At 59.7% G+C, this 18,540-nt stretch carries 20 protein-coding genes and 3 pseudogenes; 8 read left to right on the top strand and 15 right to left on the bottom strand.

The genetic code is table 11. From position 1 onward, the window contains the following. From AC1DQ3_RS28755 to AC1DQ3_RS28745, 3 genes and pseudogenes are all read left to right on the top strand, one after another. On the top strand, nucleotides 1–471 hold a 471-nt coding region (locus tag AC1DQ3_RS28755), incomplete at its 5' end, for a transposase (protein WP_477123547.1). 412 nt (nucleotides 472–883) lie between these two features. Continuing rightward, nucleotides 884–1,825, top strand: a complete 942-nt coding sequence (locus tag AC1DQ3_RS28750; protein ID WP_477123546.1) for a LysR family transcriptional regulator — start codon at nucleotides 884–886, stop codon at nucleotides 1,823–1,825. A gap of 419 nt (nucleotides 1,826–2,244) precedes the next feature. Next, nucleotides 2,245–2,559 (top strand): annotated as a pseudogene (locus tag AC1DQ3_RS28745) (transposase); the annotation flags it as partial. A gap of 360 nt (nucleotides 2,560–2,919) precedes the next feature. Here the strand turns inward: AC1DQ3_RS28745 and AC1DQ3_RS28740 are convergent. The 3 genes and pseudogenes from AC1DQ3_RS28740 to AC1DQ3_RS28730 all read right to left on the bottom strand — a co-directional run. Beyond that, a complete protein-coding gene (locus AC1DQ3_RS28740) occupies nucleotides 2,920–4,020 on the bottom strand; it encodes a TRAP transporter substrate-binding protein (RefSeq protein ID WP_477123545.1) in 1,101 nt (366 codons plus the stop codon). Between the two features lie 280 nt (nucleotides 4,021–4,300). After that, nucleotides 4,301–4,461, bottom strand: a pseudogene (locus AC1DQ3_RS28735) (transposase domain-containing protein); the annotation flags it as partial. 18 nt (nucleotides 4,462–4,479) lie between these two features. Continuing rightward, nucleotides 4,480–4,569, bottom strand: a pseudogene (locus AC1DQ3_RS28730) (tyrosine-type recombinase/integrase); the annotation flags it as partial. Nucleotides 4,570–5,156: 587 nt separating this feature from the next. Between AC1DQ3_RS28730 and AC1DQ3_RS28725 the strand changes: the two are divergent. The 5 genes from AC1DQ3_RS28725 to AC1DQ3_RS28705 all read left to right on the top strand — a co-directional run bounded on the left by AC1DQ3_RS28725 (nucleotide 5,157) and on the right by AC1DQ3_RS28705 (nucleotide 8,450). Then, nucleotides 5,157–5,642, top strand: coding sequence for a DUF6644 family protein (locus AC1DQ3_RS28725; RefSeq protein ID WP_477123544.1), 486 nt, complete (start codon nucleotides 5,157–5,159; stop codon nucleotides 5,640–5,642). A gap of 182 nt (nucleotides 5,643–5,824) precedes the next feature. Then, a complete protein-coding gene (locus tag AC1DQ3_RS28720; RefSeq protein ID WP_477123543.1) occupies nucleotides 5,825–6,316 on the top strand; it encodes a DUF6644 family protein in 492 nt (163 codons plus the stop codon). 168 nt (nucleotides 6,317–6,484) lie between these two features. Then, a complete protein-coding gene (locus tag AC1DQ3_RS28715) occupies nucleotides 6,485–6,871 on the top strand; it encodes a DUF6152 family protein (protein WP_477123542.1) in 387 nt (128 codons plus the stop codon). A gap of 61 nt (nucleotides 6,872–6,932) precedes the next feature. Next, entirely contained in the window at nucleotides 6,933–7,688 is a 756-nt protein-coding gene (locus AC1DQ3_RS28710) for a hypothetical protein (protein WP_477123541.1), read from the top strand. Between the two features lie 597 nt (nucleotides 7,689–8,285). Continuing rightward, nucleotides 8,286–8,450: a hypothetical protein gene (locus AC1DQ3_RS28705; protein ID WP_477123540.1), complete on the top strand. Its 165-nt coding sequence runs from the start codon at nucleotides 8,286–8,288 to the stop codon at nucleotides 8,448–8,450. A gap of 211 nt (nucleotides 8,451–8,661) precedes the next feature. Here the strand turns inward: AC1DQ3_RS28705 and AC1DQ3_RS28700 are convergent, their stop codons facing one another. The 12 genes from AC1DQ3_RS28700 to AC1DQ3_RS28645 form a co-directional block, all read right to left on the bottom strand. After that, nucleotides 8,662–9,057 (bottom strand): hypothetical protein, encoded by a 396-nt coding sequence (locus AC1DQ3_RS28700; RefSeq protein WP_477123539.1) that lies wholly within the window; start codon nucleotides 9,055–9,057, stop codon nucleotides 8,662–8,664. Next, nucleotides 9,011–9,331 (bottom strand): ABC transporter substrate-binding protein, encoded by a 321-nt coding sequence (locus AC1DQ3_RS28695; RefSeq protein ID WP_477123538.1) that lies wholly within the window; start codon nucleotides 9,329–9,331, stop codon nucleotides 9,011–9,013. Before AC1DQ3_RS28695 ends, AC1DQ3_RS28700 begins: the two co-directional genes overlap by 47 nt. A gap of 108 nt (nucleotides 9,332–9,439) precedes the next feature. Continuing rightward, the gene (locus AC1DQ3_RS28690; RefSeq protein WP_477123548.1) at nucleotides 9,440–9,727 is read right to left on the bottom strand and encodes a hypothetical protein; all 288 of its coding nucleotides are present in this window, start codon (nucleotides 9,725–9,727) and stop codon (nucleotides 9,440–9,442) included. A gap of 207 nt (nucleotides 9,728–9,934) precedes the next feature. After that, nucleotides 9,935–10,162 carry a GntR family transcriptional regulator gene (locus AC1DQ3_RS28685; RefSeq protein ID WP_477123537.1) on the bottom strand — a complete coding sequence of 76 codons (228 nt, stop codon included), beginning with the start codon at nucleotides 10,160–10,162 and terminating at the stop codon, nucleotides 9,935–9,937. A gap of 255 nt (nucleotides 10,163–10,417) precedes the next feature. After that, nucleotides 10,418–11,083 (bottom strand): GntR family transcriptional regulator, encoded by a 666-nt coding sequence (locus AC1DQ3_RS28680; protein ID WP_477123536.1) that lies wholly within the window; start codon nucleotides 11,081–11,083, stop codon nucleotides 10,418–10,420. A 59-nt stretch (nucleotides 11,084–11,142) separates the two neighbouring features. Further along, nucleotides 11,143–12,390: an MFS transporter gene (locus AC1DQ3_RS28675; RefSeq protein ID WP_477123535.1), complete on the bottom strand. Its 1,248-nt coding sequence runs from the start codon at nucleotides 12,388–12,390 to the stop codon at nucleotides 11,143–11,145. A 118-nt stretch (nucleotides 12,391–12,508) separates the two neighbouring features. Continuing rightward, nucleotides 12,509–12,697, bottom strand: a complete 189-nt coding sequence (locus AC1DQ3_RS28670) for a hypothetical protein (protein ID WP_477123534.1) — start codon at nucleotides 12,695–12,697, stop codon at nucleotides 12,509–12,511. Nucleotides 12,698–12,711: 14 nt separating this feature from the next. Further along, a complete protein-coding gene (locus AC1DQ3_RS28665) occupies nucleotides 12,712–13,209 on the bottom strand; it encodes a hypothetical protein (protein ID WP_477123533.1) in 498 nt (165 codons plus the stop codon). A gap of 52 nt (nucleotides 13,210–13,261) precedes the next feature. Next, nucleotides 13,262–14,434, bottom strand: coding sequence for a mandelate racemase/muconate lactonizing enzyme family protein (locus AC1DQ3_RS28660; protein WP_477123532.1), 1,173 nt, complete (start codon nucleotides 14,432–14,434; stop codon nucleotides 13,262–13,264). Nucleotides 14,435–14,453: 19 nt separating this feature from the next. Next, nucleotides 14,454–15,818, bottom strand: a complete 1,365-nt coding sequence (locus AC1DQ3_RS28655) for an MFS transporter (RefSeq protein ID WP_477123531.1) — start codon at nucleotides 15,816–15,818, stop codon at nucleotides 14,454–14,456. A gap of 46 nt (nucleotides 15,819–15,864) precedes the next feature. Continuing rightward, on the bottom strand, nucleotides 15,865–17,436 hold the full coding sequence (locus AC1DQ3_RS28650) for an FAD-dependent oxidoreductase (protein ID WP_477123530.1): 1,572 nt from the start codon (nucleotides 17,434–17,436) through the stop codon (nucleotides 15,865–15,867). A gap of 33 nt (nucleotides 17,437–17,469) precedes the next feature. Next, on the bottom strand, nucleotides 17,470–18,519 hold the full coding sequence (locus tag AC1DQ3_RS28645) for an aromatic ring-hydroxylating dioxygenase subunit alpha (protein WP_477123529.1): 1,050 nt from the start codon (nucleotides 18,517–18,519) through the stop codon (nucleotides 17,470–17,472). Nucleotides 18,520–18,540: the final 21 nt, after the last annotated feature.

Here is an 18,540-nt window from a genome sequence, read left to right as displayed (position 1 = left end):
GCCGTACTGGGATTGCAGGCCATGCGCGGTGTGGACTTCACTACGGCGGTGGGCATGCTCGCCGAACTGGGCGATCTCTCGCGCTTTGTCCATCCGCGCCAACTGATGGCCTGGCTCGGCGTGACGCCCGCCGAACACTCGTCCGGTGAGAAGCGGCGACAGGGCAGCATCACCAAGACCGGCAATAGCTATGCAAGAAAGCTGCTAATCGAAGCCTCCTGGAGTTACCGGCACCCGGCACGACTGAGCCCTCAGATCCAACGCCGTCATGAAGGCATCCCAAAGGCCATCGTTGACCGGTCCTGGGACGCTCAGGTTCGACTCTGCCGGCGCTATCGGAGACTTGCCGCTCGCGGCAAGATCCCGAACATTGCGGTGGTCGCGGTAGCCCGCGAACTGAGCGGGTTCATCTGGGATATCGGCCGGCTCGCGATGTCGCTTGCCCTACCGAACGAGGCGCGGGCAACCTAACCCCGCGCGGCCCTAGCAACAGACTTGACAACTGTAGATCCCAGTTTCCTGAAGGCGGCGTAGCCCGGCACACGAGCAACCCGCGCGCGAGCTAAGCAATGGATTTCATCCGACTTGCGGCGCTAGATAGCGGCAGGCTCATTGGACGGACCTCTGTAATGCGGTAGCCAACCCGCGGATATCAGCGTGATCCACCGTCGAGACTTACTGCTACGTCGCCCTCAGGAAATTGGGTGAGGAACAACATGGAACTGCGAAACTGAATCAAACCAATCTCGATTGACACGGGGAGTCATATCAGCTGGCCCCGGCCGGCATTGCCGCCAGCCGTGACGCGTGAGCGGCTAAAGTAGAGGGGCTACGGGACACATCGGAGAATGTGTCCCATCAAGACAGAAATGGAGATAAGGCGATGCGCTCGAAACTTGCGCGCTACATGACCAACCTGGAACATCTTGCCACCGTCGTCGAGTACGGCAGCATAAGCGCAGCCGCCTCGGTGCTGGCCATCACGCAGCCGGCGCTCACACGCAGCGTGATGCGGCTCGAGGACGTCCTTGGCGTCCAGTTGCTGCACCGCTCCGTACGTGGCGTTACTCCGACGGTGTGCGGCAAGGCACTGCTCGAACACATCGTGGTTGCCGAAGCCGAACTCAACAAGGCGCTGGCGATGATTCAGTCCATCAAGGACTCGAACGGCCGCGAGATCCATTGCGGGGCAGGCTCGCTTTCCATGAATCATATCCTGCCCAAGGCGGTCAGCAGCATCCGCAAGAACCACGGCAAGATCAACCTCCACCTGCTGGAAGGGCGCACGCACGACCTCCTGCTGAAACTTCGAAACGGCGAGCTGGACCTGGTATTGGGAATCGAGCAACCGGACGGCTTGTTCTCGGAGTTCCATAGCGAACTTCTGGTCCAGGAGCACTTCCATTTCTGCGTACGCGCCGACCATCCCCTCGTGCGGCAAGGCAACCTGAGCCTGCGCGACATCATGAGCCAGGAGAAACTCGTCATGCCGGCCCTGACGGGGAGCCTGCTTGAGCGCGCGCTTGGGATCGAACTGGAGCGGCTCGACTGCTCGCTGAATGCACACCGAATCGAGACCCAGTCCCCGGCCGTGATCCGCCATCTGGTTCACCAGGACGACTACGTCGCCCTGAGCTCGTCCATCTGGTTCGATGCGGAAATCAGGAACGGTTCGATGCAGGTCCTGCACGGCGACTGGAACCTGCCCGCCTTCAGCACGCTGCTGTTCCGCCGGGACGGCGAGGTCATTACACCGCCGCTGGAAGTCTTCATAAGGGAAGTCAAGGACGCCGCTGCCGAGTGCGCCGGCGCCATTGGCCCATAGCCGTCCGCAAGGCGTGGCTGAGGTTGATGAAGTGGAGCTACCGGAGCAGCTCAGACCTGCGTCGCGATCCGCCTTCACCTCCAATTGATGACCCACCAATCCGGTCAGCGGAAAGGTCCTCTGCAGGCGTGAAGGAAAGCGTGCAAAACCTGGGGAGGCTACCAGGGAAGGCCGCTCGTCGAGCGCAATGCCGCGCCGCAGCGACCTGCAACTTGGCCAACAGCTGTTGGGGAGTGGCCAAAATGGGCTACTGAAGGTCAGATGTGCCGTTCTCAACGGCGAGGACATCAGCAATTTCAGGCGATGGTACCCGCCCGACAGGCGAATCGAAGGACTTTCTAATGTAATCCCTGCGTCATAGAACGTGCCCGATTGTTGAACTGTCTGTTTCTACCCTCCGGTTTCTTGCGTGCTTCACGACAGGCGTGGAGAAGCGCGACGAGATGCAAGGCAAGTCCGTGAAGTGGCAGGTGGCCGTCAAGCGCGGCAAGATCAAGGCGATGCGTGACGGCGCCGTCAAGGACTTGCTGATCGGCGTTGAGCGAGCCAAGGCCCAGATTCGGGCGCGGGTCGAGCATCAATTCCACGTCATAAAAAATCTGTTTGGTCATCGCAAGGTTCGCTACAAGGGCCTGGTCAAGAACACAGCGCAGTTGTTCACCCTGTTTGGTCTGGCGAATCTGGTGCTGGCCAAAAAACAGTTGTTTGCGCTGCGGGGGAGCAGTCCGTCCTGAGCGCGCAAAGCGCGCCAGGAAAGGCGCGAAACGAGAGAAAACCGGCTTGAATCGGCCGATCTCTCTCGCATTGCGGAAACCCAGGTCATTGGCTTGTGCAACATCAAGCGCAAACCTCATTGATCAGCACTTCCTTAGCGGAATCGTTGGACATGGACGGAAAATGGCGTTGCTCTTGCAGAACGGAAAAAAAACGCCACTAAACGGGCGTTTCTACATATAGATCAATGATTTACAGGCATGTGATTGCTAGCGGATATAGCGGTCACGGCTAGCGGAATTAACGATCCTCAACACTTGGCAAAGAACATCCCAGGCTTTTTAACGGCTTCATGAACGGGGCGCCGAGGTAAAACTAGCTCAGTGGAGCGTACGAATCTTATCGAGTTCGACCTTATACAAGTTCATAAGGGAAGCGTCATTGTCACTGGCAATGCGCGCAAGCACCGGGCGGGCTCGCTCGCTCAACTTTTTGAGCTCAGCCGGATCCAGCTCATTCATACGCATTCCTTTGGATTCAAGGTCCGCACGCATCTTGGCTTCCTCATCGCGAATCAGGCGCCGCTGGTACTGGCCAGCCTCTCCCGCGGCGTCACGCAACAGTGCCTGGTCAGCCGGCGACAGCGTGTCCCAGAAGCGCTTGCTCGCAATCAATGTCATGGCACCGTAAGAGTGGTGGGTGGCGCTCAGGTATGTCTGGACCTCATACAGTTTACCCGTCACTATCTGGGAATAAAAATTATCCTGCGCTGCGACGCTCTTGGATTTCAACGCAGCACGCAGTTCAGAAAATGGCAAAGGAATGGGATTCGCCCCGATTTCCTTGAAGCTTTCAACGAACAATGGCGAAGGTATGACACGAATCTTCAAGCCTATGAAGTCGTCCGCATGCAGGATGGGCCCAGTAGAAGTCGTCACCTGTCGGAAGCCGTTCTCCCACCATGCGAGTCCGATCAGATTACGGCTTGCCAGACGATCCAACAGGGTGGCGCCGAAAGGGCCATCGAGCAACGCACTGGCCTGTTTTTCATTGCTGATCGTGAACGGAAGGTCGATCAGACCAAAGCCCTTTTCCACGTCGGCCAGTCCGATCGTAGCTTGCAGCATCAACTCTGGCGTTCTGCCATCTCCCGCCTGCAAAGACGCGATCTGGCTTGATGGAGAGCCCGGCACGGGTTTCGCAGGGGCTTGCACGAGTATGCGGCCATCACTTCGGGCGGCCACCAGTTCTGAAAACTTGTTCATGCCACGGCGCACCGGGTGGTCGGTCTCGAGATATCCACGGTAATCAGCGATATGGATAATTCTCGACTCCAGCTTCGCGGCGGGGAGAGGATCTCCGGCCGCAGTGGTTGCCAGTACAGATAATGCTATGCAACAAGCCAGTCTTCCGAGCTTTCGCCTATACCCTAACGACGTCAAGAAGATAAGAACACCCAATACGGCAAAATTCTTACGCACTCCTATCTCCTCGTTATGGCACTACGATGCGCTCTACTGACTTCTTGCAAAGGGGTAACAAGCGTGAACGCCCGTCATCCCGCCTTCGCTGAATCTTCATCGCCCATCCGGGTGCTGGTCGCAGCATAAACTATTCTTTTGAATTTATAATATTATTTTATTAAATGGGATGAAGGCAAGGATGAGGCGCCCGGCGTATACCCTTGCCGCGCTCCTTCTCGGTAAGCGGCCTGCCGTCCCACCCTGCCGGTCGACGACAGTTGTGGGAGACAGGATGCGCTCAGGACGCGAGATGCCACTTGTGGGGGAGCAGATCGTCGATGCAGCTGTTCATGTGGGCGGGCAGGCATGTCAGCACATCGTTGACGTAGGCCAACGGATCGTGGCCGTTCAGCTTGGCTGATTGCACCAGGTCATCACGACTGCGGCGCGCTGACCGGCCAGACACTTCCAGCGAACCGCCGGGCTCTCGTGTCCGAGCCACAAGGCAATCTCGCAGGGGTCAACTCCCGCCTGAAGCAAACTCATTGCCGTTCCATGCCGAACCATCGCCTTGAACTCGGCGCTGTACTCCCGCCGGCGCGGCCGCTCAACTGTCGACACTTGATTCATCGTCTCCACGATCCTCCTTCGTGGGGACGATGCTTCGTCGCTTCAATCGTTTCAAGGTGGAAGCACTGGTCTCTTACCCTTCTCGTGAGCGCACAGCGGCCTCGTTGGCTCGCGCTCCCCCCTATCAGGGGTAACGCGTTTCGGCGCACCTGCGTCGCGCGCGCCTGGGCAAGGCCCTGACTTGTTCCYGGATCGCCCGCGGGCCAAGTGCGGAGTTTCCAATCTCACACTCAAAAGGGTTTACCCGCATTTTGCTTCTCCCCTTGCATTGCTCCTTCTTAAAATATATCCTTTAGAATACTAGATTAAATACTATTTGGCGACTATGCTGGTGCACGAGTCTGCCGGTCACCTTGGTCGGCTAGTAAAAAAGGGGCCACCTCTCTGGAGCAACCCTCGAAGCGCCGGACACGGACACCCACGTGAAATGGCGTGGCAGGCATCAACTCACGGCTGAAAGAAGCCCGACGAATCGAAGCTCAGGCATAAGCCGGAAGCTTGATCACAATAGTCTGAGAGACATAATGGAATTGCTCGAACTGTTAAAAAATTCTTATTACGGCGCGTTGATAGGGCAATCAGCGTGGGGTTACCCGATCTTTGAAGTGATTCATCTCGTAGGCATCATGATCCTTGTCGGATCAGTAACTCTCGTTGATCTTCGCCTGTTGGGATTGACACAAAAACTCTCTGTCAAGATGACATCCGGCTATTTGTTGCGCTGGACATGGATTGGCTTCCTGCTGATTGTTTTTTCCGGCGTGAGTCTTTTTATTTCAGATGGCGCACAATTTCTACGCAATCCGGTCTTTATCACAAAAATTTGCCTGCTCTCCGTGGCTGGATTAAATGCTGCATTGTTTCATTTGCGCGTCTATTCCTGCGTTGCCGAGTGGGATATCAATGTCACGACGCCACTCTCTGCTAAATGTTTCGCCGCCATATCGATGGTGCTGTGGATTTGTGTTGTCGGTCTGGGGCGTCTGATCGCATACCCCAATTTTTTCTAATGATCAGCCTCCTGCTCAGAGTTGTAATTGGAACCGGAAAAAAGCGGTGTGAGCAAGAGCGGTGAAGCCAGCGTGGGTATGCCCACACCATCCCTAGTGGATGGAGTCAATGCTGTCTGAGAAGAAAACGTAAAGCGCGGTGGTCTTGGCCGGGGCATGCCAACCGCGATAGGAGAAGAATCATGATGTCACTTGTTCAATGGATTCATGCGACGGGATTTGCCACCGTCGTACGGGAATCGAACTGGGTTTATCCCATCCTGCAGGTTATCCATGTCTTCGGCATGTGCATATTGGCCGGCTCTGTGTCGATGTTTGACCTGCGCCTGCTTGGAGTCGGCCGCAATCTTTCATTGACCCAGTGTGAGAAACACTTCCTCCCGTGGGCATGGAGTGGCTTCGCGCTGATGGTCCTTACCGGACCGACAATGGCAATAGGCTTCATTGACGTGTTCAGTCATAACCCCGTCATGGGTCTGAAGTTGACGCTGATTTTGATTGCAGGCTTGAATGCGGCGTTTTTCCATGCCCGAATCGCACCGGGAAAAGCAAAGTGGGATACCTGGGTAGATACTCCGCGGTCAGCAAAAATAGCGGCAATTTTCTCTTTGACGCTTTGGATTAGCATCATCACCATGGGGAAACTGCTCGGCTATATCGGCGGGAAAGACTGATTCAATCTCATCGGGTCGCTCGACAATAACATGAATCCGACCAGGATGGCCCGGCATGTGGCACCCCAACAACATGACGCAAAGTATCTTTTGGCTTGGGAGATACCCAATCTTCATTCGATTTCTCGCAGACGAAATTAATTACTCCACCACCAATAAGAGGGCGGAATGCTTAAAGAAATAGCATTGTTTTTTACTTTCGTTTTTATTTCCGCTGCAAGTTTCGCTCACCATTCTCCGGCGAGTTATGACACGGAAAACAAGGTCACTTTGCGTGGTGTTCTGAAAAGTATTTCCATTCGAAATCCACACTCCGAGTTCATTCTCAGTGTGCCAAATGGGAAAGGCGCCCTGGAAGAATGGCAAATCGAGGGGAGTGCCGGTGTTCTCCTACGTCGCCGCGGCTGGGATTTCACCCGCATAAAGGTCGGCGAGGAAGTCACCATAACCGGTTTTCCGAACAAGTCAGGTACGAAGAACATGTACATACTTGAAATCAAGATAAAAGACGGCACCGTATATGGGCGCCCGGATGAAACCAAGGTTCTTGACTGATCCTGGTTGGCGAGATGGCACAAATTTATGTAGAACCAGGTTCAGGTACGGAGACAAAAGAATGAAAATTTTTCATTTTCAATTTTTATTCAATCGAGTATTGGCAGGATTTTTCGTTGGCATGATGCTGACTGCTAGTGCCATGGCTCAGGTCCCAGATTTCTCAGGCATCTGGATGCCAGCCGAACAAAAACTTGTCGTTCGACCAGACATGAACAATCCGCCCTACACGCCAAGGGCAAAAGCGGAGCTGGCATTTCTCAAAGAGAATTTTGATGCAAAGGTAAGTGACCCAGGCCTGTTCTGTTATCCAAATGGCATGCCGTGGTTAGTCGCTACCCGCGCCCCGTTTCCTGTCGAGATCTTGCAGGAAAATAATCGTTTGTTCATGTTATTCGAAGCGCATTCCGCAGTTCGTCGCATATTCATGGACGGCCGAAAAATGCCAGCCGACTACGTACCTTCCCAAGAAGGTTACTCCACCGCAAAATGGGAAGGCAAGACACTGGTCATTGAAACAGTCGGGCTCAGTGATCGAGGCAGTTACGTGCTGTTGAAACGCAGCGAGAAGGCCAGGGTGATCGAACGCTGGACGTTGATCAATCACCCCCAATATGGCAAGGCGATCGAGATAAAGATGGTGATGGATGATTCCGAAAACTATCTTGAACCCAGATCATCGTACCAATTGCTGAAAAAGGCCCCGGAGAATACCGTGTTTGCTGAGTACGATTGTGCCGGATCCAGTTTCTGGGAGCCGCATGTGCAGAAGCGTCTACAGGAAATCGAAAAACAAACCGGCACCACGAGCAAGTAACGATTCAATAAAGCTTGCAGGCGACATGGCCCCGGTGGCCCGGCCGCGCCCAAACAAAAACGAAAAAACCTTGGAAACACAACGTGTTGCAAGGCATTTTCACATTGAATTTCTGGTCCGAAGGAGGATCGAACTCCCGACCTCTGCATTGCGAAGGCGCAGCTCCCCCGCTAGAGTGGATCGGCCGTTTTGTCAATTGCGGGGTTGGGTTTCGGGGTTTCCTTCATTATTTGTTTGGCTTGTCACCCTGCTGTCCCCCTCGGAGCCGTGATGGCAACCATACGACAACACAATGACCGCTGGCAGGCAATCATCAAGCGGACTCGATATCCCCAGCAGGTAAAAACGTTCCACCTCAAGAAGGATGCTGAGAAGTGGGCAAGGCAGCAAGAACGGCATATTGATGCCCGTACATGTATTACCACCTCGGAAGTGCACCAAACAACACTCACGCAACTTCCGGAACAAATGCAGACGAGATCAGCACTGCACTGCCAAACGCGGTAATCGGTCGGAAGCCTACAGAATCGGGCGCTTCAAGCAGCAAGACCTTGCCAAGCACGACCGTGCCAAGTATTCGCCCCGATCAGGCGCGAAATGAAGAAGCCAGACACCCAGCAATGCGAGGGATACCTGCAGTTTGAGAAGATCCATGCGGCCTTCTGCACCGGCGACATCGATGCGCAGCGGGCGGCGGTTGGTGATCAGGCCTGCATTCCCAACGGACCCATGCTGTCGGGGATAGGCGCTTGCCTAGTCTAGCAGGCCGCTGAATACCTCCAACCGAAGTCAGCGCTTCGAGTGGCTGAAGCGTTGATCTGAGAACTCCACACCCTTCGACGTTTCATGCGCGGCGGCGCCGACACCTTCACCGAAAGCCTGTTCACCATGCGGCGGCTCGAGGATTTTGTACCGAAGTCTCACCCGCTGCGCTCGAAGCGACGCTGGCAACGAGACGAGGGGCGGGAGAGAGTCAAGACTTGAATGCCGCCGCGTGCTGCAGTGCGAGGCGTCTTACGACGTCACTCAATGGATCCAGGGTAGCAGGCGATACCCCACTATCGATCGGCGCCTCTGTGATTGAAGTGGCACCGAGGCGCACCCGTTCAGCGTTCGCGAGCGCTCGGTGATAGTTTTCACTGGCATTCGCCAACGCCTGCGCAAAATTCGCCTGTGCACTCGTTATCGCTTGCAAATCCACCGGTGCCGCGTTTCTGAGTGCTTTGTAGAACTCGGAATCCGCACGCTCATTCTCCCGCTTCAGCTTATTTCTGGCGGCCCTCGTCGCGATCTCAAACTCCTTCTCCGCGTCCTTTCTCGCGTCAGCCGGGGACTCGGTTGACCCTGAACCATATGTCGAGTTCTCCATGCATTCCTCCATACAGCCCCGCGCTGAGCGACATCGATCCCAGATCCAGTTCGCCCCGGGCCCAGCTGTGCCAGCGCGAACTCGAGTTCGCGCTGGCGGTTGATACCAGTTCGACGTCGAGGCCCTCTTCCTTGAAATAGCCGTTGTCGTAGGCCAGGAACAGCCCCCTCTCCGCAAACAGACCAGCCGTATTGATGCGGATCTTTGCCGTGGGGATCATCGGCTGTGCGTAGGCTGCGACGGGAACCGTGGTGCAGCAAAGCACTAGTGCCATGGTCCGCGCCATGCGATGTATGGCCGTGCCCCCCTTCATTTTTGCCTCCCAGCTCCTGCCGTTGGGCAGCAGATCTATGCTCGCCTTGGCTATATTGTAGGCTATATATTATTCATTTATGAATGCTGACGCAACAGTTAACGGGAAGGCGGCAAGTCGCGGGAGAGGAAAGGCAGGCCGCTCGGGTGTGATTAGCCGGGCTCCGCTGGGTAATGACGCATCACGGTGGTCAGGTGTGCGAGCGGCTGCTGCTTCGTCGGGCTGCCGACGTCGGGTCGCGTCCACGATCGCCTCATGCTGTGCATCCGACACGCGCCGGTTCTCGTCGGATAGTGACGCTAGCCGGAAGCGGCGCCACGGCGCGGTGCGCCGCTTCCGGTTTAGCATCTCGACCATCTCCGTCAGCAGCGCTGCCCACCGCGCGAGCGATCGAGAGATGTAGCGCCATGTCCCAATGTTCATAGTCATCCACGCGAGAGGCGGCTTCCCGGTGGCGCAGTAATTACGCCATCCGCTCCATGTCCGCGGGGCTTGCCGCGCGCTCGGCCATTGCGCAGATCGCGGGCTGCAGCGTCAGGCGCACCACAAGCATCTCGCGGGCGCTCAGATCCGCCGCCGCGTCGAGCGCCCCACAAGTGCCCGGAGAAGCGGCAACCCGCAGTCGGCGCCGCTAGCGATGAAGGTTCCTCGCCCGACATGCCGCACCACCAACCCATCCTGCTCGAGGATGTCCAGCACACGCCGCACGATGCCTCGGCTGAAACCAAGCATCGTGACCAGCGAACGCTCCGCCGGCAGCCTCCGCTCCCGGCGCGCGAGATGCTGTTCCACGAGCGCTCGCAGTCCGAGCACTGCCGGCGGGCTGGTCGTCCCCAGGCGAGAGCACGGGGTCTCCCTCATGCGTGGCATGCGAACCAATCGGAACCATACTTGCTACCCCTTGGTCCCCCTCTTACAGTGGCCGGCGATTCCACAATCGCTACGCCGACTCTCATTACCCTCGCACCGTCGTCGAGCAGCCCTCAGTCCGTCTATCGGCTCGGCATCACCACGCTATTCTGAGATCGTCCGCGCGAAGGTGGCTTCCTACAAACCGCGCGCCCTGATCGTCGCAAGCATGGATGTCAGAATCCTCTCGCGCTCGCGCTCGAAGCCGTGGATCAACTGCTCGCGGTCGCGCCGGGCCATCGCTGACACCAGCGTATGCTCCAGATGGGCGGTGAGATGCTGGCCCGGCAGCCGCACCTCCGAGGCTAGGGCCCGATACCGATCGGTGAGCCTGATCAGGCGAATCGCCTCGCGCCGAAGAATCTTGTCTGGCGACAGGTCGAAAAGGAAGGCGTAGAAGTCCTGGTACTGATCGATCCACTCTGCGCGCTGCCCGGTATCGAGGTAGGTGTCGAGCCTTTCCAGCATGGACCTCAGCGCCTTCATCTGCGCGGCATCCGGCCAGCCGATCGTCTTCAGCAATTCCCGCTCCAGCAGAAACCGGTAGCGGTAATACTGGCACGCTTCATCAGTGGATAACGGCGCGACGAAGAAGCCACGATTGGGATCGTGTTCGATGATGCCTTCCGCGGCAAGCAGCTTGAGCGCCTCGCGCACGGGCACGCGGCTGATGCCGAACTGGTCCGCCAGATCCGACTGGCGCAATTGCAGGCCCGGCGCCAGCGCGCCCCGATTTATCAGTTTGCGGACCTGCCCGGCGATCTGGGCCGGCAGATCGACGCCTTTCAGTTCGAGAGTGTTCACGATTTGGCTTATGGCGAAGAGGATTCAGTACCGAACAAGATGGACGAAGATGCCTGCGCTCATGACAGGTTCATGCGACTGTACACCCGCCGGACCTGCTCTTGCATGACGGCAACGTTCGCCAGGTAGGCCGCAGTGGCAGCCAGCAGCACGACGCCACACATCGTCAGGGCCGTCGGGGTCCCTACATGTTGCGCGGCCCAGCCCCAGAACAAGGCACCGACCGGCGAGATGCCAAGGAACGCCACCACGTACAGGGAAGCCACTCTCCCCCGGAATCCGTCCGGCGCGGCAAGCTGGATCAGGGTATTGACCGAGGCGGCCGCCAGCATCGTGCCCATGCCGAGCATGAACAGCATCGCAAACGCCATCCATACTGCCGGCGCCATGGCGAAGCCGATGGTGGCGAGCGCCGCCAAGGCCGAGGCGACGCCGATCAGGCCCAGGAGCCAGCTTACCCCGCGGCGCATCGCCAGATAGATCATTCCTGCCAACGCGCCCAGGCCCGCCGCGCCGAGCAGCATGCCCATGGTGCGCGAGTCTCCGTGGAATCGCTCTCGCGCGAACCACGGCATCATGGCCGCATGAGTCTGGATGGTAAAGCTCATCGTGGCGAGCAGCCACAGGCTGTTCCGGCACGGCGCGAACCGATGCGCGTACCGGAGTCCGCCCACGAACTGCCGCAGCCACGGCTCCGGCTGGGCCTTGCGCGTCGTGCGGACGAGGCGCATGCCCCGCAGGGCAGAAATGACCGCGAAGCGCAGGATGGCGTTGGCCGCAAATGCCCACACTTGGCCAAAGGTCGCGATGATTGCACCGGCTATCGTCGGGCCGACGAAGCGGGCACCCGCCATCATGCTGGAATTGAGCGCGATCGCGTTCGCGAGATCTTCCTTCCTGTCGACCATCTGCGACAGCAGGGATTGCCGCGCTGGCGAATCGAACGCGTTGACAATGCCGAGCATCAGGTTCGCCAGCACGATATGCCACGGCCGTAGCGTGCCGGTGGCCACGAGTGCCAGCATCACCAGGGACTGCACGCACGCGACGGTATTGGCGGCCAGAAGCACGCGTCGGGTATCGAGGCGGTCAAGCAGCGGACCCGTCACCGGCGCCATCAGCAAGAAAGGAATCTGCAAGGCGAATGCCGTTAGGCCCAAGACGAGCGTCGAACCGGAAAGCGCATAGGCAAGCCATGAAGTGGCGATTAACTGCTGCCAGTTGCCCACTTGCGCAGCGCCCTGCCCGGCCATGAACAGCCTGAAGCTGGGATAAGACAATGCGCGAAGGCTGTGAGGTAATCGCATGGGGAAATACAAATGTTTGCGCCGCTCCGGGCGCGAAGCGAAAAAGAGAGCGGCGGCAAGGGCCCGCCGCCGCTCAAATCGAGCATCAAATATCGAGGTCGCTACGCCGCAACGCGACTCATGATTTGCTGCCGTGCCTGTCCTTGACGAGCGTCACGATCAGGAAGACCCATGAGAACGCCAGGGCGAAATAATCGAAGTTCCGCAGCGGGCGATAGTCCGCATAGCCGAGCCCTGTCGAGCCGATGCACGCTGCCACGGAAAGGAGCACGCACATCCACACGCCAATCCACATTTCTTTCTTCATTGCTGTCTCCTGGTTCAGGCATCCACCCGTTGCACGCCCGTCGACGCCGCGGTTCCGCTATCGCGCGCACGCACCAATTTCTTCCATCCGTCCCAAAGCCACATCGGCTCGACCTTCGCTTGCAGTACCGATGCGTAGTAGCCCCCATAGGCCAGCAGCAGAGCGCCGTTCATGAACAGCTCTTGCGGGCCCGTAAACAGCTGGCGCGGCGTGGCAACGATGAAGGTATTCAGCCAAAAGATATTGACGGTCGCAGGCATCTCCAGCATCAGCGCGAGCAATACACCGCGATTGGCCAGCAGCATGAGTCCGAAGATACATTCCATGTACTTGATGATTTGGAAGATGTAGATGCCCTTCGCAGCCTCCACGTACACCCCGCCCGGCCCGGGGATCTCCGGGATATAGGAAGTCAGGATGAAGCGGATGCCCGAGTAAAACAGGTGGGCGCCAAAATAGATCCGCAACCATAGGATCACGTACTTCCACGGGGATTGATTGGCTCTGTTCATGTCATGTCTCCTTGTTTAAGACGAATGAAAATCCTTGCGGGGTCCATGTGCCCTACAGGTCAACCACCCGCGCCGGACGGCCCTCGGTGCGGATCCGCGACAGTAGTGCCTCGTTCAGTTCCACGCCAAAGCCCGGGCCGTCGCCGGGAGATACGCGGCCGCGATGAAAACGCGCGCCGTGCATGGCAAGGTCTTCGCCATGCGGAATGTCTTCGCTGTTCCAGACGCCGTGCACCGCCAGCGGTCCGGTACTCTCGCTGATGAACTGGCAGGCCCACTGGTTCGACACCCACAGATGCGCGGTCGGGCAGGCCTCCACCCCGGAACCGATCAGGGTGCTGCACAGCACCGGCAGGTCGAGCATCTGCGCCACGGCCAGGAAGCGCTGGGCCTTGAGCAGGCCGCCGACCTTCTGCACCTTCAGGATGACCCCGTCGGCGGCACGCCGCTCCGCGATCTCCTTCAGGTGATGCAACTCCTGTGCAGCCTCATCGGCGTACAAGGGAGTTTCGATGCGCTGGCGCAGCCGCGCCAGGCCCTCGATATCCCAATGCGGCAACGGTTGCTCGACAAAATCGAGGTGATACGCATCCAGCCGGCGAATCGTGCGCAATGCCTGCTCATAGTTCCACGAGCCATTTGCATCGAGGCAAATGCGCGCTCCGTCGCCAAGCGCCTCGCGCACGGCGGCGGCGGTCGCTACATCGTTGTCGAAGGTGCCGCGCCCGACCTTCAGCTTGAGGGCAATGAAACCCGCTTCCCTGGCCGCCAACGCTGCCTGCGCCACCTTTTCCGGCTCACCTGCGGAGAGTACCCAGCCAAGCGGCGCGGACTCGCGCGTGCGGCCGCCCAGCAACTGGTAGACCGGTACGCCCAGTGCCTTGCCCTTCAGGTCGTGCAGGGCGCAGTCGACCAGCCCCTTGGCCTGGTTGTTGTCGCGCGCCAGCGTGTCCATCGCGCCGACGATCTTCTCGATGTTGCAGGGGTCCTCGCCGAGGAGTATTCGCGGGGCAAAGATGTCGCAGATCATGCTGACCATCGAGGCCTGGCTTTCGCCGCGGTACCAGGAGGACGTATCCCCCGATTCCGCGATGCCCACCAGCCCCGTATCGGTATGCAACCGCAGCAGCAGGGTATCGAGCCTGGTGATAGTGACATTCGGCAATCGCAGCGGCTTCTTCAGCGGCATCGATACCGGAATGCACTCTACTCTTGTGATTTTCATGGTATTGACTCGTTGAAGGTTAGTGGACAGCGCGGCGCCCGGCTGCGCGCAGGGATCTGGAGACGCGAACCAGCAAGCAGACAGCCAACGCGACCGAGATCACATAGCAGGCCACGAACGCCTGGCCGAGCGCATTGGGACCGTCGAAGAACAGCCAGGCCACGAGTGCGCACACGGTCGGCCCCAGCGCCAGGCCTAAAAGGTTTGTAATCAGGTAGTACAGCGCGGTCAGCTTGCCCATCATGTTGCCCGGCGTGAAATTGGCCATCGTGGCCCCGCCCGCCACGGCAAAGATGACGAAGAAGAAGGTCTGCGCACCGTAGGCAATGGCGCCGAGCTGGGCGCTGTGGATCAGCGGGAAGCATGCGGTGATGAGTCCTGCCACGGCAGTCGATCCGATCGCCACCCGTACCGGCGCGTCGGTCCACCCGCGCTTCTGCAGCCTGTCGGCCACGCTGCCCCAGAACAGCAGGCCCAACGGCGAGGCCAGCAGGCTGATCGTGCCCAGCGTCTGGCCGATTACGGGACGGCTGATACCCATCGAGCGGTTGATGATCTCCGGCAGCCATGCCATCTGGCTGCCGATGGCGATGCCATAGAGGCAGATGGCGATCCAGAGCGGCCCATAGACGCTGCGGTGCTGCCACGCGTAGCGCAGGGCGTCCGGATAGGTCACGCGATCGGCGTCGGCCGGCGCGTCGCGCCGCGGCGGTTCGCGCAACAGCAGCATCACCGCCGCGAGCGGCAAGCCGATCAATCCCGGCACGATCAGCACAAACTGCCAGGGCTTGAGCCCGCCCAGCAGCGGCAACCCCGACAGCTTGCCGCTGGCAGCGAACGTTAGCAGGAAGCTGCCGAGGACCATCGCCAGGCCGCTCCCCAGCATCGGCCCCATGTTGTAGATGCCAAATGCGAGCCCGCGCCGCTCCGGTGGGAAGGCATCGCGGATCATCGACGAGGCCGCGGGCGGGAGCATCGCTTCGCCCACCCCGAGCCCGATGCGGGCAATGAACAGGTGCCAGTAGGTATTGCTCAGGCCGCACAGCATCTGCACGCCCGACCACATCAGGATGGCGCCGCTCAGCAGGTACTTGCGGCGGTACAGGTCCACCAAATATCCCGCGGGAACGCCGAGCACGCTGTACAACAGCATGAACGACAGCCCGAGCAGCCAACTGATCTCGAGGTCGGTGGCGCCCAGATCCTGCTTGATGGGCCCGACGACCAGGGAAATGGCGCCACGGTCGATGAAGGATACGACATAGACAGTGGCCAGCACGAACAGTACGACCCAGCCGCCAGGGGCCACTGACGAACTCACAGGTACTGCAGCGGCAGCGGCCATACGTGGCGGCGACTGGATTGTGGTGGGGCTTTCCAACATGGTTGTCTCCGGTTGACGGCTCTCTCGAGCTCTCGTTATTCAGGCTTCAGCGGTCCCAGGCGGCTTCTTCGAGGGCCGAACGCGCGGCAGTCCGGCCGGACACGATGAACTCCGCGATGTCGCCCATCGAGTTGTAGTAGGGCCCCCACAGGGAGCCGCACTCGCCGATGGCGTACAGGTGCGGGATGGGGGCCTCGCGCAGGTCCAACACGCGCTGGCGCGCATCGTGCCGGGGGCCACCATGCGTGTTGAGGAAAGTCGGCAGCATCGGACCGATGGCGTAGTACGGTCCCTTGTCCAGCGGAACCAGGAAGCTCTCGCGCCCGAAGTCGGTGTCCTCGCCAGCGCAGCATTGCTCGTTGTAGCGGGCCACCGTGGCCTTCAACGCCTCGGGGTCGAGGTGCCCGGCGGGCCACGCGCCCGGTTCCGCATCCCACCGGCACTTCAGCGCCAGCTCTTCCAATGTGTCGGCCTGGATGATCCAGCCCTTCTCCAGTTCGACGAGGTTGTCCTGACTCCACGGTGGCGTGCGCGAGTTGAGCGTCGTCATGGCGGCGCCGCCGGCCCGGACCTTCTCGTCGAAGATGTGGAAGGCGGGGACGTTGACGAACTCGGGCATGTCGGGATTGGTGGCAAGCCAGGTGGCGCGGTTGCCCAGCCCGTGGCGCACGTCTGCGGTATCCGTGGTTTCGTTGTGGAAGCGGCGCCCGTGGCGATTCACCCAGATCAGACTACCGCCGTCCTTGAACGCGCCCGAGTTGTAGCCGAAGCCCGCCACCTTGTTGAGATCGTACGTCACGTAGACGCGCCCGCCTTCCACCTTGATGCCCCAGTTGAGCGGCCCGGCCACGGCGTTCATGTGCCAGAGCTGAGCGCCCACCTCTTGCGCCATGCGAATGCCGTCGCCAGTCAGGTTCGGGCTGCCGAGGAAATGAATCGGACACGGCGTGAGGTATTGCCGGCACATCTGCTCGTCGAACTCAAAGCCGCCGCTCGCGAGTACTGTCGCCTTACGTGCTTTGACCGTGATGGTGCGTCCGTCGATGGTGCGCGCGGTCACACCGAGAATGGCGCGCGACACCGGGTGTTGCACGAGCTGCGTCACCCTGGTGTTGCACCGCACGCGGGCGCCATGCTTTTCCGCAACGGCGGCGATGGCGTTGTACAGCCCCGCGCCCCCGGGGGCGGCCACCACGCTCATGCCGTGGATGCTGGCGGCACCGGGTGCGCCCGTAAACTCGGGGAAGAATCCCGGCGCGCTGAAGGGCCTTGGATTGTCCTTCAGCGGCAGTTCCAGCTTGTGCTGGAAGGCGGGGATGTCCTTCAGACCGGCAACGAAGGCGCGCAGTACGGCCTCATCGGTCTGGCCAGCGCACAACCAGTTCATGTAGTCGAACGTGCTGGCCTCATCCGTCGAGGTCATGATCAGCCCGCCCGCGACGCAAACCGAATTGCCACCGCCACGCTCGCCTTTCTCCAGTACCAGCACGTCGGCGCCAGCTTCGGCGGCCGCGAAGGCGAAGGTCGCGCCGGCGCCGCCGTATCCGACCACCACCATATCGGCCTCATCGTCCCAGGCGGGCGGCGACCAGTTCACTGCATGCTCTTTCTGTTCCATCTTCTCGTCTCGAAACTTTGCAGGTGGAAACCGTCAGGCGGGCTCAGCAACCGGCTGCTCTTCGGTCAGCAGGCGAGCGTAGATCTCGTTGTAGCGGACGATCGGCTGGTCCATCGGCAGCAGCACCATCTTGCGCCCGGGCGAGCGGTGGATCATGTCCTGCTGGGCCTGGATGATCGCCTTGTCTTCCTGGAAGGCGGCATCCGCGATGCCGAAGCAGTGTTCCTTGAGATCGCCGGCAGCTGCCCACGGCCCGAAGTTGAAGAAGAACCTCGACTTGTTCTGGCTGATGGGGGTGATCATCTGATTGGTGCAACGCGCGAAGATCGGCGTCTCGGCCACATCGCTACCCGTGTTGCGGTCGAGCACGCCCGGTTCGTAGGAGTGGATGGTGAGGATGAAGACCCCCGGCACCAGGAACGTGCTGACCACCTTGTCGTCCGAGGGGCGCGCCCCGAAGTATGGATTGGACTGGCGCCCCACCTGCCAGCGCTCCGCGCGCACGCCGCGATCGAGCTGGGTGACACCGCGCCGGCTCTCGCTCTCCTTCATCATCTTGAGCGCGATCGGGTCGCTGGCGCCGAAGGTCGCCTCGTGCACGAAGGGGGCGTGGGAAAGGTCGAGCAGGTTGTCGGAGACCAGTTCGGCGTTGGCGTCCATGTCAAAGGTGGAGCACACCATCGCCCACTCCGGGTTGTCTGGGCCGATGATGGGAGGTACCAGCGTCACGTCGGCCTTCTCCGGCTCGCCCATCCAGACCCATGCCGCACCGTGCTTCTCGACAATGGGATAAGCCCGCACGCACACGCGCGGCGAGATGCGCTCCTGGCCCGGCACTTCCGTGCAACGCCCGTCCGGCGCGAACTTCAGGCCGTGGTACATGCAGCGCAGTTCGTCGCCCTCTTTGCGCCCCACAGACAGCGGCGCGAGGCGATGGCAGCAACGGTCTTCCAGCGCGGCCAGGCTTCCGTCGGTCTTGCGATAGATGGCTAGCGGTTCGTCCATCACGGTAAAGGGAACAATGGCGTCCTCGGTGAACTCCGTGGACCATCCGACCATGTACCAGCAATTGCGAAGGAACATTTTTCTACTCCAGACTGTGTT

It is taken from the genome of Cupriavidus sp. 01T418 (assembly GCF_056398885.1).
The sequence above is the reverse complement of the archived record's forward strand: the minus strand, read 5'-3'. Positions and strand labels throughout refer to the sequence as shown.

Coding starts and splice junctions, on each gene's coding strand:
- AC1DQ3_RS28650 (WP_477123530.1), bottom strand. CDS start 17,436: ATGGAACAGAAAGAGCATGCAGTGAACTGGTCGCCGCCCGCCTGGGAC.
- AC1DQ3_RS28710 (WP_477123541.1), top strand. CDS start 6,933: ATGAAAATTTTTCATTTTCAATTTTTATTCAATCGAGTATTGGCAGGA.
- AC1DQ3_RS28695 (WP_477123538.1), bottom strand. CDS start 9,331: ATGGCACTAGTGCTTTGCTGCACCACGGTTCCCGTCGCAGCCTACGCA.
- AC1DQ3_RS28705 (WP_477123540.1), top strand. CDS start 8,286: ATGAAGAAGCCAGACACCCAGCAATGCGAGGGATACCTGCAGTTTGAG.
- AC1DQ3_RS28660 (WP_477123532.1), bottom strand. CDS start 14,434: ATGAAAATCACAAGAGTAGAGTGCATTCCGGTATCGATGCCGCTGAAG.
- AC1DQ3_RS28725 (WP_477123544.1), top strand. CDS start 5,157: ATGGAATTGCTCGAACTGTTAAAAAATTCTTATTACGGCGCGTTGATA.
- AC1DQ3_RS28675 (WP_477123535.1), bottom strand. CDS start 12,390: ATGCGATTACCTCACAGCCTTCGCGCATTGTCTTATCCCAGCTTCAGG.
- AC1DQ3_RS28715 (WP_477123542.1), top strand. CDS start 6,485: ATGCTTAAAGAAATAGCATTGTTTTTTACTTTCGTTTTTATTTCCGCT.
- AC1DQ3_RS28690 (WP_477123548.1), bottom strand. CDS start 9,727: ATGGTCGAGATGCTAAACCGGAAGCGGCGCACCGCGCCGTGGCGCCGC.
- AC1DQ3_RS28700 (WP_477123539.1), bottom strand. CDS start 9,057: ATGGAGAACTCGACATATGGTTCAGGGTCAACCGAGTCCCCGGCTGAC.
- AC1DQ3_RS28750 (WP_477123546.1), top strand. CDS start 884: ATGCGCTCGAAACTTGCGCGCTACATGACCAACCTGGAACATCTTGCC.
- AC1DQ3_RS28655 (WP_477123531.1), bottom strand. CDS start 15,818: ATGTTGGAAAGCCCCACCACAATCCAGTCGCCGCCACGTATGGCCGCT.
- AC1DQ3_RS28665 (WP_477123533.1), bottom strand. CDS start 13,209: ATGAACAGAGCCAATCAATCCCCGTGGAAGTACGTGATCCTATGGTTG.
- AC1DQ3_RS28670 (WP_477123534.1), bottom strand. CDS start 12,697: ATGAAGAAAGAAATGTGGATTGGCGTGTGGATGTGCGTGCTCCTTTCC.
- AC1DQ3_RS28720 (WP_477123543.1), top strand. CDS start 5,825: ATGATGTCACTTGTTCAATGGATTCATGCGACGGGATTTGCCACCGTC.
- AC1DQ3_RS28645 (WP_477123529.1), bottom strand. CDS start 18,519: ATGTTCCTTCGCAATTGCTGGTACATGGTCGGATGGTCCACGGAGTTC.